General features: G+C 72.1%; 17 protein-coding genes. 6 read left to right on the top strand and 11 right to left on the bottom strand.

Features of this window, described 5'->3' with window-relative positions; all coding sequences use genetic code 11:
* Positions 1–128: 128 nt before the first annotated feature.
* Positions 129–2,222 carry a prolyl oligopeptidase family serine peptidase gene (locus tag FHX81_RS14710; RefSeq protein ID WP_246107817.1) on the top strand — a complete coding sequence of 698 codons (2,094 nt, stop codon included), beginning with the start codon at positions 129–131 and terminating at the stop codon, positions 2,220–2,222.
* 55 nt (positions 2,223–2,277) lie between these two features.
* Complete coding sequence (locus tag FHX81_RS14715; protein ID WP_141983941.1) at positions 2,278–3,165, top strand: mechanosensitive ion channel family protein; 888 nt, start codon at positions 2,278–2,280, stop codon at positions 3,163–3,165.
* Between the two features lie 42 nt (positions 3,166–3,207).
* Here the strand turns inward: FHX81_RS14715 and FHX81_RS14720 are convergent, their stop codons facing one another.
* Complete coding sequence (locus tag FHX81_RS14720) at positions 3,208–4,572, bottom strand: NsdA family TPR-like regulatory protein (protein WP_141978708.1); 1,365 nt, start codon at positions 4,570–4,572, stop codon at positions 3,208–3,210.
* A 146-nt stretch (positions 4,573–4,718) separates the two neighbouring features.
* Here FHX81_RS14720 and FHX81_RS14725 point away from each other — a divergent pair, with 146 nt between their 5' ends.
* Positions 4,719–5,105 carry a globin gene (locus FHX81_RS14725; RefSeq protein WP_141978709.1) on the top strand — a complete coding sequence of 129 codons (387 nt, stop codon included), beginning with the start codon at positions 4,719–4,721 and terminating at the stop codon, positions 5,103–5,105.
* 57 nt (positions 5,106–5,162) lie between these two features.
* Positions 5,163–6,752, top strand: coding sequence for a glycoside hydrolase family 13 protein (locus tag FHX81_RS14730; protein ID WP_141978710.1), 1,590 nt, complete (start codon positions 5,163–5,165; stop codon positions 6,750–6,752).
* Between the two features lie 39 nt (positions 6,753–6,791).
* On the opposite strand, the gene FHX81_RS14735 is transcribed toward FHX81_RS14730, so the two are convergent.
* From FHX81_RS14735 to FHX81_RS14760, 6 genes are all read right to left on the bottom strand, one after another.
* Entirely contained in the window at positions 6,792–7,250 is a 459-nt protein-coding gene (locus tag FHX81_RS14735; protein ID WP_141978711.1) for a hypothetical protein, read from the bottom strand.
* A 109-nt stretch (positions 7,251–7,359) separates the two neighbouring features.
* Entirely contained in the window at positions 7,360–7,986 is a 627-nt protein-coding gene (locus FHX81_RS14740; RefSeq protein ID WP_141978712.1) for a DUF8010 domain-containing protein, read from the bottom strand.
* Positions 7,979–8,410 (bottom strand): acyl-CoA thioesterase, encoded by a 432-nt coding sequence (locus tag FHX81_RS14745; protein ID WP_141978713.1) that lies wholly within the window; start codon positions 8,408–8,410, stop codon positions 7,979–7,981. Before FHX81_RS14745 ends, FHX81_RS14740 begins: the two co-directional genes overlap by 8 nt.
* 50 nt (positions 8,411–8,460) lie before the next feature.
* Positions 8,461–9,378, bottom strand: a complete 918-nt coding sequence (locus tag FHX81_RS14750; protein WP_141978714.1) for a DNA glycosylase AlkZ-like family protein — start codon at positions 9,376–9,378, stop codon at positions 8,461–8,463.
* Positions 9,375–10,397, bottom strand: coding sequence for a LacI family DNA-binding transcriptional regulator (locus FHX81_RS14755; RefSeq protein ID WP_141978715.1), 1,023 nt, complete (start codon positions 10,395–10,397; stop codon positions 9,375–9,377). Before FHX81_RS14755 ends, FHX81_RS14750 begins: the two co-directional genes overlap by 4 nt.
* Entirely contained in the window at positions 10,379–11,929 is a 1,551-nt protein-coding gene (locus FHX81_RS14760) for a glycoside hydrolase family 13 protein (protein WP_141978716.1), read from the bottom strand. Before FHX81_RS14760 ends, FHX81_RS14755 begins: the two co-directional genes overlap by 19 nt.
* 217 nt (positions 11,930–12,146) lie before the next feature.
* Between FHX81_RS14760 and FHX81_RS14765 the strand changes: the two genes are divergently transcribed.
* Positions 12,147–13,712, top strand: coding sequence for a carbohydrate-binding module family 20 domain-containing protein (locus FHX81_RS14765; protein ID WP_246107819.1), 1,566 nt, complete (start codon positions 12,147–12,149; stop codon positions 13,710–13,712).
* 51 nt (positions 13,713–13,763) lie between these two features.
* Here the strand turns inward: FHX81_RS14765 and FHX81_RS14770 are convergent, their stop codons facing one another.
* From FHX81_RS14770 to FHX81_RS14785, 4 genes are all read right to left on the bottom strand, one after another.
* On the bottom strand, positions 13,764–18,722 hold the full coding sequence (locus FHX81_RS14770; RefSeq protein WP_141978718.1) for an NAD-glutamate dehydrogenase: 4,959 nt from the start codon (positions 18,720–18,722) through the stop codon (positions 13,764–13,766).
* Positions 18,723–18,918: 196 nt separating this feature from the next.
* Positions 18,919–22,437 (bottom strand): hypothetical protein, encoded by a 3,519-nt coding sequence (locus FHX81_RS14775; protein ID WP_141978719.1) that lies wholly within the window; start codon positions 22,435–22,437, stop codon positions 18,919–18,921.
* Between the two features lie 18 nt (positions 22,438–22,455).
* The gene (ettA, locus tag FHX81_RS14780; RefSeq protein ID WP_141978720.1) at positions 22,456–24,132 is read right to left on the bottom strand and encodes an energy-dependent translational throttle protein EttA; all 1,677 of its coding nucleotides are present in this window, start codon (positions 24,130–24,132) and stop codon (positions 22,456–22,458) included.
* Between the two features lie 988 nt (positions 24,133–25,120).
* Entirely contained in the window at positions 25,121–25,612 is a 492-nt protein-coding gene (locus FHX81_RS14785) for a single-stranded DNA-binding protein (RefSeq protein WP_170232052.1), read from the bottom strand.
* Positions 25,613–25,774: 162 nt separating this feature from the next.
* Between FHX81_RS14785 and FHX81_RS14790 the strand changes: the two genes are divergently transcribed.
* The gene (locus FHX81_RS14790; RefSeq protein WP_141978722.1) at positions 25,775–26,392 is read left to right on the top strand and encodes a TetR/AcrR family transcriptional regulator; all 618 of its coding nucleotides are present in this window, start codon (positions 25,775–25,777) and stop codon (positions 26,390–26,392) included.

Consider the following 26,392-nt stretch of genomic DNA (forward strand, 5'->3'; position numbering starts at 1 on the left):
CTAGCAGACCACAGATCGACCCCAAAAATCACCTGTGATATGTGACGTGTCACGAAGCCGGGACCAAAACTTCGGTGAACGGACCCCTATCGGACATGGTTTTCATCACGAGCGCTACGCTCGGCGAGGTGACCGAAGCCTCCCGCGCAGCGCTGCCTGCGACGATCACCTATCCCGCCGCGTCGCGGCTCGACCTCGTCGAGGACCTGCACGGACACGCGGTCGAAGATCCGTACCGCTGGCTGGAAGACGCCGCGGACCCCCGCACCGCCGCGTGGTCGGCCGAGCAGGACGGCCTGGCGCGGTCGTGGCTGGACGCCATGCCCGGCCGGGACGCGCTGGCCGCCCGGCTGGGTGAGCTGGCGCGGACCGGGTCCGTGGGCACGCCGGTGTGGCGGGCCGGCCGCGCGTTCTACACCCGGCGCGGGCCGGACCAGGACCACCCGGTGCTGTACGTGCGGGTGGACGGCGTGGAGCGGGTGCTGCTGGACGTGTCCCAGCTCGACCCGTCCGGGCGGACGACGCTGGACCGGTGGTCGCCGTCCCGGGAGGGCACGCGGCTGGCGTACCAGGTCTCCGTGGGCGGCGACGAGCACTCGTTGCTGCACGTCGTGGACGTCGACACGGGCGAGCTGCTGGACGGCCCGGTCGACCGGTGCCGGTACTCGCCGGTGGGCTGGCTGCCCGGCGGCGAGGAGTTCTTCTACGTGCGGCGGGTCGACCCCGCGCTGGTGCCCGAGGACGAGCGGCAGTTCCACCGGCGGGTGTGGCGGCACCGCGTCGGCACGCCCGCGTCGCAGGACGTCAACGTGCACGGGGACGGGCTCGACCACACCTACTACTACGGGCTGTCGCTGTCGGAGGACGGGCGGTGGCTGGTCGTGAACGGCGCGCCCGGCACCGTGCGGCGCGACTCGGTGTGGATCGCCGACCTGCACTCGTCCGGGGAGCTGACGCCGGTCGTGCGCGACTCCGACGGGGTGCAGTGCTCGGCGTGGGTCGCGCCGGACGGGCGGCTCTACCTGCGGACCAGCCTGGACGCGCCCCGGTTCCGGCTGTGCGTGGCGGACCCGGCGGCGCCGACGGCGTGGACCGAGCTGGTGGGCGAGCAGCCGGACTCGGTGCTGGACGACGTGCACTGGCTGGACGGGTCGCTGGTGCTGCTGCGGACCCGGCACGCGGTGTCCGAGCTGCACCTGCACTCACCCGCCACCGGCGAGCACCTCGGCGAGGTCCCGATGCCCGGCACGGGGTCGGTGCACGGGTTGTCCACAACCGACGCGCTCACCGTCGCCGATCGGGACGTGCTGTGGTTCGGCTGGTCGGACTTCGTCACGCCCCTGTCGGTGTACCGGTACTCGCCCGCCACCGGCCGGGCGGAGCTGGACGTGGCGGCACCCGGAACGGTGACCCTGCCGGAGTTGTCCACACAACAGGTCTCGTACACGTCGTCGGACGGCACGGTCGTGCGAATGTTCGTGGTGTCCGGGGAGCGGCACCCGGACCTGCCCCGGCCGACGTTGCTCACCGGGTACGGCGGGTTCGCGGTGGGCCGCGGCCCGGGGTACAGCGCGACCACGTTGGCGTGGGTCGAGGCGGGCGGCGTGTGGGCGCACGCCTCGTTGCGCGGCGGCGACGAGGAGGGGGAGGAATGGCACCGGGCGGGGATGCGCGAGCGCAAGCAGAACGTGTTCGACGACTTCCACGCGGCGGCCGAGCGGCTGATCGGCGACGGGTGGACCACGCCGCAACAGCTGTCGATCATGGGCGGGTCCAACGGCGGGCTGCTCGTCGGCGCGGCCCTGACGCAGCGGCCGGAGCTGTACGCGGCGGTGGTGTGCTCAGCGCCACTGCTGGACATGGTCCGGTACGAGAACTTCCTGCTGGGGCGGCTGTGGGCGGAGGAGTACGGCTCCGCGTCCGTGCCCGAAGAGCTGGCCTGGCTGCTGGCCTACTCCCCGTACCACCGGGTCCGGCCGGGTGTTGAGTACCCTTCGGTGCTGTTCACGGTCTTCGAGTCGGACAGCCGCGTGGACCCCAACCACGCCCGGAAGATGTGCGCGGCACTGCAGCACGCGACGTCGAGTGATCCGACCAAGCACCCGGTGCTGCTCCGCCGCGAGACCGAGGTGGGGCACGCGGGCCGGTCGGTGAGCCGGTCGGTCGGCCTGGCCGTGGACCAGTTGACGTTCCTGGCCTGGGCTACCGGCCTGGAGTTGTGAGTGGAGGACTGAGCAGGTGCAGGACGTGCAGCCGACCCCGACACCGACGAAGCCGATGTTCGACGTGGAGTCGACCCTCGCCGTCGAGTGGTGGGTGACCCACGGCCCCAAGATCGCCGAGGGCGCGTTGCGGATCGCGTTGACGCTGATCATCGCCGTGGTGGTCCGGTTCCTGCTCCGCCGGTTGATCGACCGGATGACCCGGGGCAACGGCGGGCGCAAGCCGAAGCTGCTCAAGCCGCTGCGGGAACGCGCACCGCAGGCGCTGGGCGCGTTGGTCTCCGAACGGCGCGAGCAGCGGGCCAAGACCATCGGCTCGGTGCTCAAGTCGTTCGTCACGATCATCGTGTTCGGCGTGGCGTTCATCCAGATCCTCACCGAGCTGGGCATGAACCCCGCGCCGATCCTGACCTCGGCGGGCATCCTCGGCGTGGCGATCGGCTTCGGCGCGCAGAACCTGGTCAAGGACTTCCTGTCCGGCATGTTCATGATGCTGGAGGACCAGTACGGCGTCGGTGACGTGGTCGACCTCGGCCCGGCGACCGGCACGGTCGAGTCGGTGGCGCTGCGGATCACCACGATCCGCGACACCAACGGCACGGTCTGGTACGTCCGCAACGGCGAGATCATGCGGGTCGGCAACTCGTCGCAGGGCTTCGCGGTGGCGGTGGTCGACCTGCCGCTGGCCTACGGCGCGAACCTGGCCTCGGCGACCGAGGTGCTGACCGAGGCCGTGACCGCCGCGACGGGCGAGGAGCCGCTGGCCAAGGACGTGATCGACAAGCCGCAGGTGCTCGGCGTGGAGAAGGTCACGCCCGAGGGCATCACCATGCGGGTGACGGTCAAGGTCCGACCGGGCCGCCAGTGGGCCGTCCAGCGGGCGCTGCGGGCCAAGCTGATGCCCGCCCTGGACGAGTCGGGCATCTCGATCAAGTCGCCCTGAGCCGGGTGGCCGGTCCGGGCGGGTGCCCGGACCGGTCCCCCGTCACGCCGCGACGAGCGCGGCGAGCGTGTCGGCCAGCAGCCGCGCGTCCTTGGCGCGGGCCGCGTCGGCGGCGGCGCGGTCGCGGACGACCGCGATCCGGTCGAACGTCCGGGTGGAGCTGATCCGGCCGGCCGGGGCCAGCACCGTGGTCGCCAGGCGGTTCGCCTCCGCGTGCTCGCCCTGCAGCACGCGGACGCCGACCAGTGAGATGACGTCGAACAGGTTCGACCGCCGGTAGGTCTCGCGGCGCAGGCGCAGCGCCTCGGCCAGGTGCGGTTCGGCCCGGTCCGCCGTGCCGGGCCGGTGCTCGGCCGCCGTCCGGTACGCCAGGGCCGCCATGCCCTCCAGGCCCGCCAGGTCGAAGTACGACAGCCAGCCGGGGGTCCCGGCGGGGTCGGCCCGCGAGAACCGCTCCTGCGCGGCTCCCAGCGCCCGGTCCACCGCCCCGACGTCGCCCAGGGTCGCGTGCGCCCACGCCTCGCAGGTGGAGAGCATCGCCGACGCCATCGGCGCGAGCCCGCTCCCCGAGCCCCGGCGGGCCAGCGCGACCAGGGACAGCGCTTCGCGCGGCTTGCCCACGTGCACCATCTGGCGCGCCATCCGGGACAGCACCTCGACCCCCAGGCCGGTGTCACCGGCCCGCTTGGCGCAGTGCAGCGCCAGGGTGAAGTACCGCTGCGCGGTCGCCTGGAGACCCACGTCGTGCGACATCCACCCGGCCAGCCGGGCGAGGTCCGCGGTCGAGCGGAACAGCCGGCGCGCGATCGGGTCGGGGTAGGCGTGGTCGAGCAGGTCCGTCATCGCCTTGAGCTGCCCCACCACCGCCTCCCGGTACAGGCCGCCGCCGCGCTGGGCGTCCCAGGCCCAGAACGTCCTGGTCGCGGCCTCGATCTCGGCGATCTCCGCGCTGCCGATCCGACCCGGGCCCAGCGCCGGGGCCGGCACCGCGTCGTCGGGGCCCAGCCACCCGGCCAGGCGCCCCTCCAGCACCGCCCCGGTGGCCAGGGCGGCGGTCGCGCCGAGCACGTCCCTGCGTTTGATCATCAGATCGCTCCTCGTGAAGTCCTGCAACGTCGCCACCAGCGCCCGGTGGTCCCACGACACGTGGTCGCGGGCCGGCGCGGTCAACCCGAGGTCCGCCGGCGTGCACGGCGTGCCCAGCCGTTCCGCGAACAACGCCGCCAGCAGCTCCGGCACCGGGTGCCGCGGCTGCTCGCCCTCCAGCCACCGCCGCACCCGGGAGCTGTCCGGCGCCACGTTGAACCCCCGCGCCCGGCCGAGCCGCCCGACGGCGCGCGCGAGCTCGAGCTGCGTCCACCCACCCCGCCGGAACCAGCTCAGCAGCGCCTCGTTCGAGCCGCCCATGTCGTGTCCTCCCTCACGGCAGGTGATGCCGGGGCCAGGATGCGGGGCGGCGTGACGCGGCCACCACGGGTCGCGGTGATGCGCCAGACGTTCGCCAACCCCGCCCGGCGTCGGCTGCCCACCGGTGGCTGAGGCAGGATGGAGGGGTGACCACTCCTCCGGAGAACTTCTACGAAGCAGTGGGCGGGTACGAGACGTTCCACCAGATCGTCGCGCGCTTCTACGAGGAAGTGGCCAACGATCCCGTCCTGCGTCCGATGTACCCCGAGGAAGACCTCGGCCCCGCCGAGGAGCGCTTCCGGCTGTTCCTCATGCAGTACTGGGGCGGACCGCACACGTACTCCGACAACCGCGGCCATCCCCGGTTGCGGATGCGGCACGCCCCGTTCGTGATCGGTCCCGTCGAGCGGGACGCGTGGTTGCGCTGCATCAAGGTGGGCGTCGACTCCGTTGAGCTGTCGCCCGAGCACCGCAAGCAACTGTGGGCTTACCTCGAGATGGCCGCGAACAGCATGATGAACGCCTGGGTGTGATTCTTGATCACCCGAACGGGGTCGTGGTGTCGGTCGCGAATGGCAGGATGACTCCTCGTGCGACGATCCTCCGATCTACAACCAGAGATCGCCGACGAGTCCGCCTGGTGGCGTGACGCCGTCTTCTACCAGGTCTACGTCCGATCCTTCGCCGACGCGAACGGTGACGGCGTGGGCGACCTCGACGGTATCCGCTCCCGGCTCGGCTACCTCGAACTGCTCGGCGTGGACGCCCTCTGGCTCACGCCGTTCTTCACCTCGCCCATGGCCGACCACGGCTACGACGTGGCCGACCCGCGTGACGTCGACCCGCTGTTCGGCGACCTGGCCGCGTTCGACCGGCTGGTCACCGAGGCGCACGCGCACAACCTCAAGGTCACCATCGACCTCGTGCCGAACCACACCAGCGACCGGCACGCGTGGTTCCAGGCCGCCCTGCGGGCCGGGCCCGGCTCGGTCGAGCGGGACCGGTTCGTGTTCCGCGACGGCGGCGGGTTCGACGGGTCCGTGCCGCCGAACAACTGGCCGAGCCAGTTCGGCGGCCCGGCGTGGACCCGGGTGCCCGACGGCCAGTGGTACCTGCACCTGTTCGCGCCCGAGCAGCCCGATCTGAACTGGGCGAACGCGGAGGTCGCCGCAGACCTCGCGCACACGCTGCGGTTCTGGCTGGACCGCGGGGTGGACGGGTTCCGCATCGACGTCGCCCACGGCATGGCCAAGCCCTACGGGTTGCCGAACCTGGACCCGCGGGCCGATCCGGTCGGCATGCACGACAACTCGCTCGACCCCCGGTTCGACGACGACGGCGTGCACGAGATCCACCGGATGATCCGCAAGGTCATCGACGAGTACCCCGGCCGGATGGCCGTCGGCGAGATCTGGGTCGCCGACGACGAGCGGTTCGCGCGGTACGTGCGGCCCGACGAGCTGCACCTGGGGTTCAACTTCCGGCTGGTGAAGGCGCCGTTCGACGCGGACGCGGTGCGCACCGCGATCGAGCACTCGCTGGGCGCGGTGCGCGGCGTGGGCGCGCCGCCGACCTGGACCCTGTCCAACCACGACGTGCCGCGGCACGTGACGCGGTACGGCGGCGGCGCCCTCGGCGCGCAGCGGGCGCGGGCGATGACGCTGGTGGAGCTGGCGCTGCCCGGCGTGGTCTACCTCTACAACGGCGAAGAGCTCGGCCTGCCGGACGTGGAGCTGCCCGAGTGGGCGTTGCAGGACCCGATCTGGCTGCGCTCCGGCCACACCCAGCGGGGCCGCGACGGCTGCCGCGTGCCGCTGCCGTGGGAAGGCGACACGCCGCCGTTCGGCTTCACCCGGGGCGTGACCACGTGGCTGCCGCAGCCGAACGAGTGGGCCGGCCTGACCGCCGAGTCGCAGCTGGAAGACCCCGACTCGATGCTGTCGTTCTACCGGCACGCCCTGGAGCTGCGGAAGTCGCACGGCGCGTTCAACGGCGACGAGCTGGAGTGGTACGGCGCACCGCCCGGCTGCTTCGCGTTCCGGCGCAAGGGCGGCGGCCTGATCTGCGCCCTGAACACCTCCGGCGCACCCGTGCCGCTGCCGCCGGGCGAGGTCCTGCTGGCCAGCGGCCCGATGGCGGGCAACCAGCTCCCACCGGACACGGCGGTCTGGCTGGTCTAGCCCGGTGGTCCTCCCGCCGCGCCGCCCGCGGCGGGAGGACTACCGGGACGCGTCGGCCAGGCGGAAGAGGTCGCGCGTCGGGTGCACGTCGATCGGGATGCGGGTGCCGACCGCGACGACCTCCTCGCCGAGGAGGAGGTGGCTCGTGGTGAACGGCGGCCGTCCCGGCACGGTGACCAGCATCCGGACCCTGGTGCAGCGCTCGTCCTCGCCGCACGGGATGTGCTCGGCGGACGTTACCTCGCCCATGACGCGCACGCCGTCCGCGTCCAGGGCGCGCCACACGCGCTGGTCCCGCACGGTGCCGCCGACGGCCAGGGCCAGGACGACCACGGTCAGCGGGGTCCAGACGAGGCCGGTCACGACCACGGCCGTCCGGTCGTCGTCGGGGACGTACCCGCCGAGACCGGCCAGCAGGATCAGCGGACCGGCGCACACGACCAGGAGCGCGAGCCCGGTCCGGATCGGCTGCTCGAACCAGCCCGTCGGACGGCTCACCGGACCGTCGGCCTCCGGTAACCCCCCGTCGGGACGGGAGCCCGGAGCGCTTCGCGCGCGTGCTGCCACGGACCGACGATAGCGGAGCTGATCCGGTCGAGCGGTGAGGTCAGACCAGCAGCGGCAGCATGGAGTGGCGGCGGCGGACGACCGCGCCGAAGCGGGCGTCGATGCGCAGCCACGAGTCGGTGGCGGTGATGCGGACGTCGTCACCGCCCAGGAAACCCATGCCGGACAACGCGAACAGGCACCGCATCGGCACCTTCACGTCCAGGCCCGAACCGCTCACCGTGAGCACGGTCTGGTCCAGCAGCGAGGCGGGCGGGGTACCGCGGGGACCGGCATTCTCCCGGGCGACCTCCACGCCCTTCTCGGCCAGCTCCGACACGACGCTGCCGGGCAGCCGGTCGACCGGCAGCCAGCCCGCGGACGGCGGCAGCGCCGAGCGCCACATCATGTCCCGCGACGGCCCGGGGTCCACGGTCTCGCTGCGGACCACGGCCAGGCCGGTGAGCAGGTCGGTGCCGGACACCGTCACGTCGCCGGGCGTGGTGCGGCCGGCCACGGTCCGGGTGGCCAGGGTGTCGAACGGGGTCGCGACCCACGCGTCCACCAGGTCGCCGGACGCGCGGTTGCGCAGCCGCACGACCGCCTGGGCGTCCAGGCGGACGGCACGGGCGACGAACGCGCCGAGGTCGTCCCGCTCGGCGGGATCGGCGAGGACCAGCTCAGGCACCATTACCTCCGGCACGCCAGCCCGCGAGGAAGTCGCGCTCGGCTTCGAGGAGACGGCGCGGACGTCCGGCCGTCAGGTTGTACGGCACCATGAGGGTCTCGGCCGTCGTGACGACGGCGCTGCCCTCCTGGCGACTGCCGCGGACCGTGTAGTCCAACGTGAACGACGCGGACTTCAGTTCCCGCACCGACATCTCCACCACGATCTCGTCACCGGTGAACACCAGCGGCGCGAGGTAGTCCACCACCAGCCGGGCCACGACCATGCCGTGCGACATCTCCGGCACACCGTGGCGGGCCGCCTCGGTGAACAGCAGGTCGATGCGCGCCTCCTCCAGCAGGGTCACCGTGTTGGCGTGGTTGACGTGGCCGAACGCGTCCATGTCCGACCAGCGCGGGCGCACGCCCGTGACGAACACACCCAAGTTGAACGCGCCTCCCGGTGTCGATGCGTGGCAGTGACCTTATCCACGAGCTACACCCAGGTTAAGCGGGCGTCCACGTGGAGGAATCGGCCCAGGTCGGCGACCTCGTCCGCGATGTCCGGGCGCTCGCCGAACGGCCGCACGGCGAAGTGCCCGCCGTCGCGCCGCCACACCGCCACCACCTGCCCGTCGACCACGACGTACGGGGTGAGGACACCGCCGCCGGTCTGCACGAGCGGCGCGTGCTCGGGGTCGAGCACGGCGGAGCGGTCGCGGTAGCCGAGCAGGTAGGTGTCGAAGTGGCCGAGCACCCGGACCGCGCCGGTCGGCTCGGCCGGTGCGTCGGCCACCTCGGGCAGGTCCCCGAGCTGCCGCTTGGGCAGGCCGCTCCACGCGGCGAAGTCGTGCCGCGTGGCCGGTCCGTAGGCACGTCGGTAGCGCCGCCACAGTTCGTCCACGCCGCGCGGCTCGCACTCGACGCGCAGGAGCCGGTAGGTGTCGTCCAGGCCCCGGCACAGCACGCCCGAGTGCGCGGCGAACGCCAGCAGGTGGGCCGGTGCCTGGGACTTGGGGTCGAGCGCGATGCCGACCTCGGCGAGCCGGCGCACGAGTTCGGCGCGGTCCACCGGCTCGGTGAGGACTTCGCGCAACGCGGGTAGCGCGCGCTCGCACAGCTCATCGGTGAGGCCGAGCTGATCGCGGCGACGGCGTCCGGCGGCGATGAAGGTCGGACCGAGCAGGTTCACGACCCACAGGTCGTCTTCGTGGAGCAGGTGCAGGGTGCCGCGCATGGCCCAGGTGCGCACCAGAGGACCGTCGAGGGACCTCACGCCTCGGGCGCGCGCCGCGAGCCGTACCGCCGGGACGTCCTGTGCTTGCAGGGCGAACACGGAGGCGAACAGGTCCACCACGTCGGTGGCCGGGTGCGACAGCCGCTGCGCTCGCATCCGCTGGGCGGGCACGGTCATCTGGGACGGGCGCCCGTCGAGCCGCGCACCACCAGTTCCGGCTGGAACACGAACTCCGCGTGCGGTGCGGGCGTGCCGCCGATCTCCTCCAGCAACGCGTGCACGGCGGCCTGACCCATCGCCTCGACCGGCTGGCGGATCGTGGTCAGCGGCGGGTCGGCGAACACGATCAGCGGCGAGTCGTCGAAGCCCACCACGGAGACGTCGCGCGGCACGGCCAAGCCGCGCCGGCGGGCCGCGCGGATCGCGCCGAACGCCATCAGGTCGCTGCCGCACACGATCGCCGTGCAGCCGCGGTCCAGCAGGGCGTCGGCCGCGGCCTGGCCGCCCTCGACCGTGAACAGGGAGTGCTCGACCAGGTCGGCGGCCTGCGGGCGGACGAGCGTGAAGCCCTCGACCATGCGCTGCGCCGGCACGAACCGCGGCGGTCCGACGGCCAGGCCGATCCGCTCGTGCCCGAGTTCCACCAAGTGGGTGACCGCCAACCGGACGGCGGCCCGGTTGTCCACCGAGACGAACGGCGCGGACACCTGGTCGGTGTAGCCGTTGATCATCACGAACGGCACGCCGCGCCCCGCCAGCTTGACGTACCGGTCCTTGTCGGCGGTCGTGTCGGCGTGCAGCCCGGACACGAACACGATCCCGGTGACGCCCCGGTCGACCAGCATCTCGGTCAACTGGTCCTCGGTCGAGCCGCCGGGTGTCTGCGTGCACAGCACCGGCGTGTAGCCGTCGCGCGTCAGCACCTGCTCGATGACCTGCGCGAACGCCGGGAAGATCGGGTTGTTCAACTCGGGGGTGATCAACCCGATCAACCCGGCGCTGCGCTGGCGGAGCCTGGGCGGGCGCTCGTAGCCGAGCACGTCCATCGCGGCGACCACCGCCTGGCGGGTCGCGGCCGAAACGCCTGGCTTGCCGTTGACCACTCGGCTGACCGTCGCCTCGCTCACGCCTGCCTGGGTCGCGATGTCACTGAGCCGCGCTGTCACACCGTGTGACTCTACGGGCGCGAGAGCCACACGGTCGTGTCCGGCGGCACGAGGACGTCCGCGTCTTCGGTCGCGAATCCACCCGAGGCGAGCACCACGTCCCCGTCCGAGGGCAGTCGTGCCACGTCCGGGCCGAAGTTCACCACGCAGGTGAACGCCCCGCGGCGGAACGCCAGCACGCCCTCCGGCACGTCGAGCCACTCCACGTCGGACCCCGCGCCGAGGTCCGGGTGCTCCCGCCGCACGCGCAGCGCGGCGCGGTACAGCTCCAGCACCGAGTTCGGGTCGCCGAGCTGGCTCGCCACGCTGAGCCGGCCCCAGTCGGCGGGCTGCGGCAGCCACGAGCCGCCGTCACCGAAGCCGAACGACGGGCCGTCGGCCGTCCACGGGACCGGCACGCGGCAGCCGTCCCGGCCGCGGTCGGTGTGGCCGGACCGCTCCCACACCGGGTCCTGGAGCACGTCTTCGGGCAGGTCGAGCACCTCGGGCAGGCCCAGCTCCTCGCCCTGGTAGACGTACGCGCTGCCGGGCAGCGCCAGCATCAGCAGCGCGGCGGCCCGCGCCCGCGTCACGCCCCCGTACCGCGTCGCGTGCCGCTGCACGTCGTGGTTGGACAGCACCCACGTCGTCGGCGCGGCCACCGGGCGCATCGCGGCGAGCGAGTCGTCGATGACCTGCTTGAGGTCGGCGGCGTCCCACCCGGCGGTCAGGTAGTGGAAGTTGAACGCCTGGTGCAGCTCGTCGGCGCGCAGGTAGCGGGCGGTGCGCTCGGGGCTGGGCGTCCACGCCTCGGCCACGCCGATCCGGTTGCCCGGATAGGAGTCGAGCACCTTGCGCCAGTCGCGGTAGATCTCGTGCACGCCGTCCTGGTCGAAGAACGGCAGCGCCTCCGTGCCCAGCAGATTGAGGTGGCCGGGGGTGCCGACGTCGGGCAGGCCGTCGGCCTTGACCATGCCGTGGGCGACGTCGATGCGGAAGCCGTCCACGCCCAGGTCGAGCCAGAAGCGCAGCACGTCCAGGAACTCGTCGCGCACCTCCGGCTGGTCCCAGTTCAGGTCGGGCTGCTCGGGCGCGAACAGGTGCAGGTACCACTGGCCGTCGGCCACCCGCGTCCACGCGGGGCCGCCGAAGACGGACTCCCAGTCGTTCGGCGGCAGGTCGCCCCGGCCGTCGCGGAAGTGGTAGCGGGCGCGTTCCGGGGAGCCCGGCGCCGCCTGGAGCGCCTGCCGGAACCACGCGTGCTGGTCGCTCGTGTGGTTCGGGACGAGGTCCACGATCACCCGGATGCCGAGCTCGTGGGCGTCCCGGACGAGGGCCTCGGCGTCGTCGTTGGAGCCGAAGAGCGGGTCGACGGTGCGGTAGTCCGCCACGTCGTAGCCGCCGTCGGCCATCGGGGAGCGGTAGAACGGCGTGATCCAGACGGCGTCCACGCCGAGGTCGGCCAGGTAGGGCAGCCGGGAGCGGATGCCGGGCAGGTCACCGACGCCGTCGCCGTCCGAGTCGGCGAAGCTGCGCACGTAGACCTGGTAGATGACGGCCTCGCGCCACCAGTCCTGCGTCATGGGGTGTCCTTCCGGATCGGTTCCGCCGGAGGGCAATGAAATACTTTGCAAGTGTTTTCAGCAAGTCCGGCAGCTGGTATGACGTAGAGCACATCCCTGCCACCTAGGAGACAACGTGGTTTCCGCTAGTCGACGCGCTTTGTGCGCGATAGCCGTACTGCTGTTCAGCCTTTTGGCGGTTCCGCAAAGTTTTGCAACGCCGCCGTCCGCGAAGGACGTGACCGCGACCCTGTTCCAGTGGCCGTTCGCGCGGGTCGCCGGTGAGTGCACGAACGTCCTCGGGCCGCGCGGCTACGGGTTCGTGGAGGTCTCGCCGGCCACCGAGCACATCCAGGGGTCCCAGTGGTGGACCTCGTACCAACCGGTCAGCTACCGCATCGCCGGACGCCTCGGCGACGAGGCCGCGTTCCGGAACATGGTGAACACCTGCCACGCGGCGGGCGTGAAGGTCATCGCGGACGCGGTGATCAACCACATGAGCGCCGGGTCCGGCACCGGGACCGGCGGCTCGTCGTACACGAAGTACAACTACCCCGGCATCTACAGCGACCCGGACTTCCACTCGTGCCGGTCGCACATCAGCGACTACCGCAACCGCGGCAACGTGCAGAACTGCGAGCTCGTCGGGCTGTCGGACCTCAACACCGGCAGCGACCACGTGCGCGGGCGCATCGCGTCCTACCTCAACCACCTGATCTCGCTCGGCGTGGACGGGTTCCGGATCGACGCGGCCAAGCACATGGCGGCGGCCGACCTGTCGGCGATCAAGTCGCGGCTGAGCAACCCGAACGTGTTCTGGGTGCACGAGGTGATCTACGGCGCCGGCGAGGCCGTGCAGCCCGGCGAGTACACCGGGTCGGGTGACGTGGACGAGTTCCGGTACGCCTACGACATCAAGCGGATCTTCAACAACGAGAACCTGGCGTACCTGAGCACCTTCGGGCAGTCGTGGGGCTACCTGCCGAGCGGTCAGGCGCGGTCGTTCGTCGACAACTGGGACACCGAGCGCAACGGGTCGACGCTGACGTACAAGGACGGGTCGACCTACACGCTGGCGAACGTGTTCATGCTGGCCTGGCCCTACGGCGCGCCGAACGTGTACTCGGGCTACGAGTTCTCCAACCACGACGCCGGTCCGCCGTCCGGGTCCGAGTGCTACACGTCCGGGTGGAAGTGCCAGCACCGGTGGACGCAGATCGCGTCGATGGTCCAGTTCCGCAACGCCGTGGCCGGCACGTCGGTGGTGAACTGGTGGGACAACGGCGGCGACGCCATCGCGTTCGGGCGGGGCGGCAAGGGCTTCGTCGCGATCAACCGCGAGTCGTCGGCGCTGACGCGGACGTTCCAGACCTCGCTGCCCGCCGGGTCGTACTGCAACGTGCAGAAGGACGGGTGCGTGGCCGTGGCCGTCGGCGCGAACGGTCAGTTCACCGCCACGGTGGGCGCGGGTGAGGCGTTGGCGCTGCACGTCGGCGCGACGGGCGGGGACACGCCGCCGCCGGTCGGCACGGCGTCGTTCGCGGTGAACGCCACCACGTCGTTGGGGCAGAACATCTTCGTGGTCGGCGACCACCCGTCCCTGGGCTCGTGGAACCCGGCCGCCGCCGTCCCGCTGTCCGCGGCCACCTACCCGACCTGGCGGGGCTCGGTGTCGCTGCCCACCGGGACGTCGTTCCAGTACAAGTACATCCGCAAGGAGTCCAACGGCGCGGTGACGTGGGAGAGCGGCGCGAACCGCACCGCCACGTCCCCGGCGACGCTGTCGGACACCTGGCGCAACTAGACCGCGTTCCGCCGCCGGGGCACCGCGTGGTGGTGCCCCGGCGGCGGCACGTCAGCGGATCATGCTGCGAACCTGGCGGGCGGCCACGGAGAGGGTGGCCAGGTCCAGCTTGCTCACCCGGTTGATCTCGGCCAATGCGGCGCGGGCGCGGCTCAGGCGGGACGAGTTCGCCTGCTCCCAGGTGGCGATCTTCTCCTCCGGGCTGTCGCCCGGCTCCGCCGACCGCAGCACGTCGATCGTGATCGACCGCAGCGACGAGTAGAAGTCGTCCCGCAGCGCCAGGCGCGCCAGCGAGTGCCAGCGGTTCAGGCGTTCCAGGTTCGACACCGAGCTGAGCATCCGGTCCACGTCCAGGTGCTCCGACAGCGCGAAGTACAGCTCCGCCGTCTCCGCGTGCGTGCGCTCCTGCCCGGTCGCGCCCTCGCCCTCCTCGCGCTCGGCGAGCTCGGCCACCTCGGTCACGTCCAGCAGGCCGTAGGTGAACAGCAGCCCGGCGATCCGGCGCGCCAGCTCCTCCGGCACGCCGTGGCCCACCAGCCGTTCGACGTGCGCCAGCACGGACTCCTTCTCGCGCCCCTGGAGCAGGTCGATCGTGCGCGGCGCCAGCTCGGCGATCACCGGCGCGAACCGGCTGATCGTGGAGCCCACCGCCAGCGGCTGCGGCCGGTTGGTGAGCAGCCAGCGCGACGCGCGGTCCAGCAGGCGGCGCGTCTCCAGCACCATGTCGTCCTGCACCTCGGTCGGCACGACGGTGTCCAGCGCCCGGATCTGCCGCCAGATCGACGGCAGGTCGTAGATGCCCGTGACCACGGTGTAGGCGCGCACCGCGTCCGTGGCCGACGCGCTGATCTCCTCGGCCAACCGGAACGCGTACGACACGCCGGCGCCGTCCACGACCTCGTTGACCAGCACCGTGGTGATGATCTCGCGGGACAGCGGGTGGCTGCCGATGGCGTCGGCGAACCGCTCCCGCAGCTCGCTCGGGAAGTACTCGGGCAGCCGGCGGGCCAGCACGTCGATCGACGGCAGGTCGCCGGCCAGCACCTCCTCCTTCAACGCGAGCTTCACGTGCGCGAGCAGCGTGGCCAGCTCCGGCGAGGTCAGGCCGTCGCCCGCCTTCTCCAGCGCCTTGAACTCCGCCGCGCTGGGCAGCGCTTCGAGCGCGCGGTCCAGCACGCCCCGCTGCTCCAGGTCGGCGACCAGGCGCGCGTGCACCGACAGCATCGGCGCGGCGTGGGCCCGGGACACGCCGAGCACGGCGTTCTGCGAGTAGTTGTCGGCCAGCACCAGCTCGCCGACCTCGTCGGTCATCTGGCCCAGCAGCTCGTTGCGCTGCTCCTGGTCGAGCTTGCCGTCCCGCACCAGCTCGTCCAGCAGGATCTTGATGTTGACCTCGTGGTCGGAGCAGTCGACACCGGCCGAGTTGTCCAGCGCGTCGGTGTTGACCTTGCCGCCGGTGCGGGCGAACTCGATCCGGCCGCGCTGGGTCAGGCCGAGGTTGCCGCCCTCGCCGACGACCTTGACGCGCAGGTCGGCGCCGTTGACGCGGATCGCGTCGTTGGCCTTGTCGCCGACCTCGGCGTGCGACTCCGCGCCCGCCTTCACGTAGGTGCCGATGCCGCCGTTCCAGAGCAGGTCGACCGGCGCGAGCAGGACCGCCTTCATCAGCTCAGGCGGCGACAGCTTCACCACGCCCTCGGGCAGCCCCAGTGCTTCGCGGACCTGGTCGCTGACCGGGATCGACTTCGCCGTGCGCGGCCACACGCCGCCGCCCTCGCTGATCAGCGAGCGGTCGTAGTCGTCCCACGACGAGCGGGGCAGCTCGAACAGTCGCTTGCGCTCGGCGAAGCCCGCCGCCGCGGTCGGGTTCGGGTCGATGAAGATGTGCCGGTGGTCGAACGCGGCCACCAGCCGGATGTGCTCCGAGAGCAGCATGCCGTTGCCGAACACGTCACCGGACATGTCACCGACGCCGACGACGGTGAACTCCTCCGACTGCGTGTCCACGCCGAGCTCGCGGAAGTGCCGCTTCACGCTCTCCCACGCGCCCTTGGCCGTGATGCCCATGGCCTTGTGGTCGTAGCCCACGGACCCGCCGGACGCGAACGCGTCACCCAGCCAGAAGCCGTAGGACTTCGACACCTCGTTGGCGATGTCGGAGAACGACGCGGTGCCCTTGTCCGCCGCGACCACCAGGTAAGTGTCGTCGCCGTCGTGCCGGACGACTTGCGGCGCGGGCAGCACCGTGCCGGAGTTGAGGTTGTCGGTCAGGTCCAGCAGGCCGGAGATGAACTGCCGGTAGCAGGAGATGCCCTCGGCCATCAGCTGCTCGCGGTCGTAGCCGGCGTCACCGGTCGGTGCGGGTGGGCGCTTGAGCACGAAGCCGCCCTTCGCGCCGACCGGCACGATCACCGCGTTCTTCACCGCCTGCGCCTTGACCAGGCCCAGGATCTCGGTGCGGAAGTCCTCGCGCCGGTCGGACCAGCGCAGCCCGCCGCGTGCCACCGGGCCGAAGCGCAGGTGCACGCCCTCCAGCCGCGGCGAGTACACGAAGATCTCGAACCGCGGCCGCGGCTGCGGCAGGTCCGGGATCGCCTGCGGGTTCAGCTTCACCGCCAGGTAGGGGCGCGGGTTGCCGTCGACGTCGCGGACGAAGTAGTTCGTGCGCAACGTGGCCTGCACCAGCGTGAGCAGGCTGCGCAGGATGCGGTCGGCGTCCAGGCTGGTCACGTCGTCGATCATCGCGGTGATCTCGGCGGCCAGGTGCTCGGTGCGGCTGACGCGCTGGTCGTCCGACAGCGCCGGGTCGAACCGCGCCTCGAACAGCCGCACCAGGGCCGTGGCGACCTCGGTGTGGCCCAGGACGGCGTCCTCGATGTAGTCCTGGCTGTACGGCGTGCCCGCCTGGCGCAGGTACTTGGCGTAGGCGCGCAGCATCGCGGCCTGCTGCCACGTGACACCCGCCTTGAGCACGAGCGTGTTGAAGCCGTCGACCTCGGCCTCACCGCGCCACGCGGCGGCGAACGCGTCCTGGAACCGGGTGCGCACGGCCTCCATGTCCTCGGCGGACAGCTTGTCCAGCGTCACCTGGTCGACGCGCAGGCCGAAGTCGTAGATCCAGCACTCCGCGCCGTCGTCGCGGGACAGCTCGTACGGGCGCTCGTCCACCACGACCACGCCCATGCGCTGCAACATCGGCAGCACGTCCGACAGCGTCAGCCGCGCCCCGACCAGGAACAGCTTGAACCGCCGCTCACCCGGCTCGGCGTCGCTCGGCACGTAGAACACCAGGTCCAGGTCGCCGGGCTTGAGCGCCTCGATGCGCCGGAAGTCCGCCAGGCCCTCGGCCGCGGTGAAGTCCTCCTTGTAGGCCTCGGGGAACGCCGCGGCGATCCGCTGGCCCTGCTCGGACGACGATTCCGCGCCCAGACCGGTGCCCCGGTCGTCCAGCACCGCCTCGACCATGCGGTCGTCCCAGGAGCGCACCGCCTCGGCCAGCAACTGCTGGATGTAGCCGGTGTCCGGCTCGACCTGGCGGGTCGGGTCGGTGTGCACGGTGAAGTGCACGCGGGCCAGCGCGGACTCGCCGACGCGCGCGCTGTACTCCAGGTTCACGCCGCCGAGCTGGTCGATCAGCACTTCCTGCATGGCCAGCCGCGACGTCGTGGTGTAGCGGTCGCGCGGCAGGTAGACCAGGCACGAGTAGAAGCGGCCGTACGGGTCGCGGCGCAGGAACAGGCGCAGCCGGCGGCGTTCGGCCAGCGCGATCACGCCCGTCACGGTCTGGTAGAGCGTGTCCGGGTCGACCGAGAACAGCTCGGTGCGCGGGTAGTTCTGGATGACCTCCAGCATCCGCTGCCCCGAGTACGAGTGCAGCGGGAAGCCGGCGCGGTGGATGACGTCGCGGACCCGGCGTTCGACGGCCGGGATGTCCAGCACGTCCTCGTGCAGCGCGGTGGTGGAGAAGACGCCGAGGAACCGGTGCTCGCCGGTCACGTTGCCGTCGGCGTCGAACGTCTTCACACCGACGTAGTACGGGTACACCGACCGGTGCACGCTCGACTGGGCGCTGGCCTGCGTCAGGACCAGCAGTTCGGGTGACAGTGCCTGCGCGCCCGCGTCCGGGCCCGCGGTCAGGCTGCGCGCCGCCAGGCTGTCCTGTCTGAGCACGCCCAGGCCGCTGGCCAGGACCGCCCGCAGCGCGGGGTCACCGCCGGTCGCCGGGTCGTCGTGGACCAGCTCGTACTGGCGGTAGCCGAGGAACGTGAAGTGGTCGTCGGCCAGCCAGCGCAGCAGGTTCGCGCCGTCGCGCACCTCGTGGTCGGGCAGCGGCGGCGGCTCGGCCTCCAGCTGCTGGGCCAGGTGCAGGGCCGTGCCGGTCATCTTGTCGGTGTCCTCGACGACCTCGCGGACGTCGTTGAGCACCGCGTGCAGCTTCGTTTCCAGCTCACGGGCCCGGTCCGGGTCGGTGAGCAGGTCGACCTCGATGTACATCCACGACTCGGCCAGCGCGTCGCCCGGCGGGTCGGCCGGGTCCGCGGCCGGCAGGACCTCCTGCAGCGCGCCCGTCACCAGGTCCCGGCGCACCACGACGATCGGGTGCACCACCCGTTGCACCTGCACGCCGCCCCGGGTCAGCTCGGAGGCCACCGAGTCGACCAGGTACGGCATGTCGTCGGTGACCACCTGCACCACCGTGGCCGGGCACGCCCAGCCGTCGTGCGCGCGGGTGGGGTTGATGATCCGCACCACCGGGCGACCGGGCACCCGTGTCCCGGCGAGCTGGTAGTTCGAGCGCACCGCGCCCACCAGGTCCACCGGGTCGTCGTCGTTGACTTCCTCGGCGGGGACGTGGCGGTAGTACAGGCGGATGAGCTCGGCGAGTTCGGGGGCGTTGGCGGCGGCACGTTCGATCAATTCGTCACGGGCCTGTTCGGGACTGGCCGGGCGAGCCGCGCCGACGTCGCGGGCGGCGTGCTCGGATCGGGACGGGGCTCCAGTCGAGGTCATGTTCAGGCGACTCCACGCTATCCGGCACCTCTGTGTACCGGGTGTGCGCACCACTTAACCAGACGGGCGCGATCACGTTCGCCGCAACCCTCGCACTGAATCGAACAACTTGCCGGAAAGTCCGGAATTCACTTGTGACGTGGGCTATTTCCCGCTTTGTTACCGGTGGGAAACCTTATTAGAACCTCAAATCATTTCACGCTTCGGGAAGTGTCCACGTGTCGAACCGGCGCGGCGGGTCGACGCGCTGGATCGGAGCCGTCGTCTCGGTGTCCGGGACGGGTGGCGGTGTCCCGACAGGTGGGATCGGCACGGTGTCCTCGTCCACGTCGACGCGACCGGCGGCCTCGTCCTCGCGCCGGGCGTCCTCGTAGGCGACCAGGGCTTCGGCCAGGAGCTCGGCCAGGCTCAGGTCGCTCTTGTGGCGGCGTGAGGCGCGGGTGGCGCTCGGCGAGTCGCCGGACGGCGGCGGCGGTTCGACGATCGCGGGCAGGTCGATCGTCTTGCCACCGACCACGACCGCGGTGACGAAGGGTTCCTTCGGGACCTCACCGCTCGGCGCTTCCGGCTCCGGTGTCGGTGCGGGTGCCGGTTTCGGGCTGGTCGTCGTCGGCGTGTCGTCGTGCTCGACGTCGGCGGCGCTGAGGAACCCGGTCGGGCCGAACCGCGCCGGGGGCGGCGCGGGTTCGGGCGACGGGTCGGCCGGGACGGGCTCGGGCACCGGCACGGGCGGGACCTGGTCGGGTTCGGGGAAGCCCGGCACCTGGTCCGGCTCGGGCAACGGCTCCACCTGCTCCTCGGGCGTCGAGTCGACGTCGGAGGCGGGGAAGGCGGGACGTGCTTCGACGTCCGCCGCCTCGGGCTCCGGCGTCGTCCGCTCCGCCTGGAACCCGGACTGGCCGGGGATGCCGAAGTCGGGCACGGGCGGCGGCGGGTAGTCGGGCGGGTCGGGCACGCGGGCGGTCGGGATGAGCGGCCCCTTCACGAAGGCCGCGCCGAGCCCGACCGGCGGCACGTCGTCGCGGATGGCGGGCTGGACCATGGTCGGCGAGTCGAACATGTCGACCACCGGCGGGTCCTCGCTCCGCAACCGGGCGGGTGGTTCGACCCGCCACTGCACCGGCTCGCCTTCCGCCCGCGGCGTGGATTCGGGCGCTTCGGCCTCGTCCGCGTCCCGAGCCCGCCGCCGTCCACCGGCCCGCTGCGGGTCGAGCAACCCGGCCGCCTTCAACGTGTCCAGCACACTGGAGTCGGACTCACCAGCCGCCCGCTCGCCTTGCTCCTCCGAAGCCTCACGGGCCCGCCTGCGCCCACTGCGCACCGCACCGGCCGCCGCGATCAACCCGGCCGCGGGCACGCTCCGCTCGCCGCCCTCGGTCGCGGCGGGGGCATCCGCCTCACCGGACCCGCCACCGACCGGACCACCGGCTTCCGCCGTCGGCACGGCACCGGCCGGGCCGGTCGACTCGCGGTGCCCACCGGCCTCCGCGCCTGCCTGACCGGCCGACGCGGCAGGGCCCTCCGCCACACTTCCCGCCTCGATGCCGCTCGTCACGGACGCATCCTGGCGCGCCCCGGCCGACCCCGCATCAGCAAGCCCGACACCGCCCGCGGCCGGTACCTCCGCCACGCCTCGCGCGTCTCCCGACGGGTCGCCACCCGACCCACCGGCAGCCGACACCCCACCCGAGCCGACTTCCGCCCCGGCCCCGCCGGACGCATCCACGACCGGACCGGCACCACTCACGTGCGCAGGACCCGCACCCGGGACCCCGTCGCTCGGAACAGCCGCAACCTCCCCGAAGCCGCCCGCACGGGTGCCCGCCGGAGTCATGGCGTCCTCCGAACCGCCCACACCGGCGGCGACCGGCCCGGAGCCGCCCACGTGGGTACCGGCCGGAGTGACGGCGTCCCCGGACCCGCCCGCCGCGTGGCTGCCGGCCGAGGCGACCCCGGCTTCGGCAGCGCTGGACCCGGCCGCGGCTGGACCGGAGCCGCCCACGTGGGCGGCCGCCGGAGTCGTGGCGTCATCGGAGCCGTCCGCCGCGTGGCCGGCGGCCGATACGACCCCGACCCCCGCACCGGCCGTCGCCGAGCCGACCGCGGGGGTGTCCGCCGAAGTCGTGGCGCCATCCGAACCGCCGGTCGGCTCGGTTCCGGCCGGTGTGGCGGCGGCGGGGCGCGCGGGGGTGGCAGTGGGCGGCGTCGGCTGCGTCGGGCTTGCGGGGCTTGTGCGGGTGCCTGAAGGCGCGCCGGTGGTGGGGCGGGCCTGGCCGCTCCTCGCGTGTTCCGGACGGCCCTGCGTGGGGCGGGGTTCCCGGTCCGGGGCGCGGCGGCGGCCGCCTGGTTGCTGGCCGCCGGGCTGCTGGTCGCCGGGCTGCTGGTCGCCTTCGGTTTCGCCGAACGGTTGGACCAGGCGCCAGCGGTCGGCGGCGTGGGCCCTCGCGGCGGAGATGCCGTCGACGGTCATGTCCTCCGCGGCACGGCGAGAGCGCTTGACCCGGACGCCCTCGTTGCGGTGCATCTGGACCGGACGCCACTGGCGGAGTTGCTGCTTGACCTCCGGGGCCAGGTTGGGGTCGGTGGCCGGGGTCGGCGTGCCGGTGCGGAGCAGGGCGGCCAGTTCGTCGTGCAGGCCGCCGGCGGGGCGGCGGTGGATGCCCGCGAACTCGGCGGCCAGCCTCGCCCGGACCGCGTAGACGGCCCTGGCCCGACGGCGTTCGGCCGCGTGCGCGGAACGGAGGTTCGCCAGGGCTTCGGCCAGGTCGCCCGCCACCTCGTGGACGTGCGCCAGCGCGAGGAGGCTCTCCGCGAGGAGCGTGTCCAGCTGGTGGCGTTCGGCGCTGTCGGCGGCGTCGCGGAGCAGGTCACGAGCCTGGTCCACCCGGCCGGCGGGCAGGTGGACCCGCGTGGCCAGGGCCAACCTCAGCCAGCCGGCGGTGGAGGCGGACGGCGCGCGGACCGGGCGTTCCAGCAGCGGGGTGCCGATCTCGGAGGCCTCGCCCAGCTTGTCGAGGTCCATCAGGGCGCAGACCAGCTCGACCGTGAGCCTGCCCCGGACCTGGCCGTTGTCGGTCGACGGCTCCTTGAGTCGGTCCAGCACGGCCAGGCCGTCGCGGGCCGCGGCGACCGCCGCCGGCAGGTCGCCCCACCGGCGGTGCTGACCCGCCGCCGAGGCGCGGAGCAGACCCCGGTGCAGCAGGGTCGTGTCGTGGTCCAGCAGCGGATCCGCCTGGTACAGGTGGTCCGCCTCGTCCAACGCCTGGGCCAGGGCCGCGCCCCGACCCACCGAGACCAGGCACTCGCCGGCCTGGACGAGCGCGGTCGCCCGCAGCCCCGGCGGGACGTCGTCGGCTTCCAGGACCGGGCGGACGGCCGCGAACCCCGTCAGCGGCGCGCCGACCGACCTGGCGCAATCGGCCAGCTCGACCCGCAACCGCCAGGCCGTTTCCCGCTCCGACGCCGCCTCGGCCGCCTTGAGGGCGTCCAGCGCCCGGTCCGCGATCCGGACGCCCCGGCCCATGCGGTTGCTCGCGAAGACCACCAGTGCCTCCGCGCGCAGCCGGTCGACCTCGTCACGGCGGGTGGAGGCGAGCGCGACCGCGCGCTCGCCCAGCACCAGCGCGAGCTCCGGTGCCCGCCAACGCAACCGCCAGGCGGGCACGACCAGCGTGCTCACCTCGACGTCCGCCTGCGCCTCGCCCCTCGCCGCCACGATGTAGGTACCCGGCTCTCAGTCCCGTGTGAGCTTGCGGTAGGTCACGCGGTGCGGCCTGGCCGCCTCCGCGCCGAGGCGCTCGACCTTGTTCTTCTCGTAGCCCTCGAAGTTGCCCTCGAACCAGTACCACTGCGACGGGTTCTCGTCCGTGCCCTCCCACGCCAGGATGTGCGTGGCGACGCGGTCGAGGAACCACCGGTCGTGCGAGATGACCACGGCGCAGCCGGGGAACTGCTCGAGCGCGTTCTCCAGCGAGCCCAGGGTCTCGACGTCCAGGTCGTTCGTCGGCTCGTCCAGCAGGATCAGGTTGCCACCCTGCTTGAGCGTCAGCGCCAGGTTGAGCCGGTTGCGCTCGCCGCCGGAGAGCACGCCCGCCGGCTTCTGCTGGTCCGGGCCCTTGAAGCCGAACGCGCTGACGTAGGCCCGCGACGGCATCTCGACGTTGCCGACGTGGATGTAGTCCAGGCCGTCGGAGACGACCTCCCACACGTTCTTCTTCGGGTCGATGCCCGCGCGGTTCTGGTCGACGTAGGACAGCTTGACCGTCTCGCCGATGCGGACCGTGCCCGCGTCCGGCTGCTCCAGGCCGACGATGGTCTTGAACAGCGTCGTCTTGCCGACGCCGTTCGGACCGATGACGCCGACGATGCCGTTGCGCGGGAGGCTGAACGACAGCCCGTCGATCAGCACCCGCTCGCCGAAGCCCTTCTTCAGGTTCTCCACCTCGACCACGACGTTGCCCAGACGCGGGCCCGGCGGGATCTGGATCTCCTCGAAGTCGAGCTTGCGGGTCTTCTCCGCCTCGGCGGCCATCTCCTCGTAGCGGCCGAGACGCGCCTTGGACTTGGCCTGGCGGGCCTTCGCGCCCGACCGGACCCACTCCAGCTCGTCCTTGAGCCGCTTCTGCAGCTTCTGGTCCTTCTTGCCCTGGACTGCCAGCCGCTCGGCCTTCTTCTCCAGGTAGGTCGAGTAGTTGCCCTCGTACGGGTGGGCCCGACCGCGGTCGAGCTCCAGGATCCACTCGGCGAGGTTGTCCAGGAAGTACCGGTCGTGGGTGACGGCCAGGACGGCGCCCGCGTACTGCGCCAGGTGCTGCTCCAACCACAGCACGCTCTCCGCGTCCAGGTGGTTGGTGGGCTCGTCGAGCAGCAGCAGGTCCGGCTTGCTCAGCAGCAGCTTGCACAGGGCGACCCGACGGCGCTCACCACCGGACAGCGTCTTGACGTCGGCGTCGGGCGGCGGGCAGCGCAGGGCGTCCATCGCCTGCTCCAGCTGGGAGTCGAGGTCCCACGCGTTCGCGTGGTCCAGCTCCTCCTGGAGCTGCCCCATCTCCTCCATCAGCTCGTCGGAGTAGTCGACGGCCATCTTCTCGGCGATCTCGTTGAAGCGGTCGAGCTTGACCTTGATCTCGCCGAGACCCTCCTGGACGTTGCCCAGGACGGTCTTCTCCTCGTTGAGCGGCGGCTCCTGCTGGAGGATGCCGACGGTGTAGCCGGGCGAGAGGAAGGCCTCGCCGTTGCCCGGTGTGTCCAGGCCGGCCATGATCTTCAGCACGCTCGACTTGCCGGCGCCGTTCGGACCGACAACGCCGATCTTCGCACCGGGGAGGAACATGATGGTGACGTCATCCAGGATGACTTTGTCCCCGTGCGCCTTGCGCACCTTCTTCATGGTGTAGACGTACTCGGCCATGCCCGCGATCGTAGAGCGGTGCCGATCGGGCCCGAACCTCGGACGCCGGCTACGGACGGGTCACAACGCAGAGTTAACGCGAACGTGGGTCACCCACAGACGTCACACGACCACCGGTCCAGCCTGGCGCGACCCTGCGACCAGCGGCTCCGACCGGATGCGCGAACTCGGTGCGCTGTCAACCCCCGGTGCCCGCGTGCGGATCCGGCCCTGGCGCCGGCCCGACGACCTCCCCCCTCCACGCTCGCAACGGCGACGACTGCCCGCGCATTCTCCGCCCCGATCGGGCCGGCGGGAGCCCTTGTCGCTCGATCGGCTCAGAACGGCACTTCGGCCACCTCCTTCGGGCGCCCCGCCTGGCCCGGGAGGGCCAGCGGCGCCTGCTCCGGTTCGCCGACCGTCCGATCGGCCACCGAGCGCTCTCGTCAACCGACCACGCCGGCCGCCGACCGGGACGTCGACCGGGCGCCCGGATGCCCCGCGACCTTGCCGCTGATGGTCCCGGAGAGGAGGACGTGATCCTCGGTGCCGGTCCAGGCGCGCTTCGAGCCGGTCCGGTGGCCCCGGCCGGAGCCTCGACAAGCCCGAGGGCGCCCCATCACGCGGAACTGCGGTCGGCGGTCGCCGGACGGAGGCAGTGGTCGGGGTCCCGACAAGCCCGCGGTGCCCTGCGGCACGGAAGTGCGGTCGACGGTCACGGGACGGGCGGAACGGCCGGAGGTGCCGGTCGAGGTGCGGCGTGGAGTTGGTCGGGCGACGGAAATTCCGGGCAGGCGGGTGTTCCGCCGTGCGGCGCGGAGGTGTGGCCCCTGAGGTCGGCCTGATCGCCTGCGGCAGGTGGCCGGGTCGTCGGTCCCGGGATCCCGGTCGCCCCTTCGGCTCCTCTCCTCCATGAAACCAGCGGTGACGGCTCCCGGCCGCCCGACCACCGGGCACGTTCGCCCTCGACGAGCCGGCGCGGCACCTCCGAGCGCCCGGCTACCGCGGCTCAGAACGGCACTTCGGCCACCTTCTTCGACTGCTCCACGTCACCCGCGACGGCCAGTGCCAGTTGGCCCGGTTCGCGGGGGGCGACGATCTCGGGCGCGGCCCTGGCCTCGACGGAGTCCGGGGTGTGCCTGGTGCGTGTCGGCATGGCCGTGCACAGGGCCAGGTTGGGGCCGATCGCGGTGGCTTCCAGTTCCACCACCGGCTGCCGCTTGCCCTCGACCTCCACCTCCTTGATCGTCAGCCGGCCGGTGACCACCACCGGGTCGCCCTTGTTCAACGACGCCTGGGCGTTGTCCGCCAACATCCGCCAGCAGGACACCGTCAAGAACATCCGCGAGCCGTCGGACCAGCTGCGATCCTCCTGGTCCCAGATCCGCTCGGCGCTGAACAGCCGGAACTTCGCCCGGCTGAAGCCCGTGCCGACCTTGGTGTGGGTGACCGGGCCGGCGACGTTGCCGCAGATGGTGACCCGGGTCTCGTTGTAAGCCATGTCCGCCTCCTGGTTGCGCTCTTGGGACCAGGTTGCCGGTGCTCCGAGCGGCGGCCCAGCAGTGGTTTCGGATCTGTGGACAACTGCCTGAAGCATGCATAACGCGAATGAGTGAGCGCTCACTCGTTGACATGAGTGAGGACTCACTCATAAGCTGCACCCATGCCCGAGGAGACCACCCGCCGCCGCCGAGCACCCGCGATGAGCCCCGAAGACCGCCGGGAGGCGATCGTCGCGGCCACCGTCCCGCTCCTGTACGCGCACGGCGCCAACGTCACGACCAGTCAGATCGCCAAAGCGGCCGGCATCGCGGAGGGCACGGTCTTCCGGGCGTTCAAGGACAAGCAGGAACTCATCCGCACGTGCGTGCTCAGCGTGCTGGCGGTCGACTCCGAGCTGGCGCTGATCGACGAGGCCGGGCAGGCGAGCACCCTCGCCGAACGCCTCTCCTGGGCCATCAGCGCCGTCTCCGGCTACCTCGACCGGATGTGGAAGCTGATGAGCGTCCTGCGCGACTCCGGCTACGACCCGCACAACGGCGAGGACGGGCACGGCAGGCAGCGCAAGGGACCGCCGGTCGAGATGCAGCGCATCACCGAGCGCGTCGCGTCGCTGTTCGGCCCGGACGACCACCTGCGCGTCGACCCGTCCCTGGCCGCACGCCTGCTGCTCGGGCTCGTGTTCACCAACCGCATGCAAGGCGAGGGCTTCGGCGACTCCACCGCCGACGCCGACCAGCTCGTGCAGCTGTTCCTGCACGGCGTGCTGACGCAGAACTGA

Origin of the sequence: Saccharothrix saharensis (assembly GCF_006716745.1) — a bacterium.
GTDB lineage: Bacteria > Actinomycetota > Actinomycetes > Mycobacteriales > Pseudonocardiaceae > Actinosynnema > Actinosynnema saharense.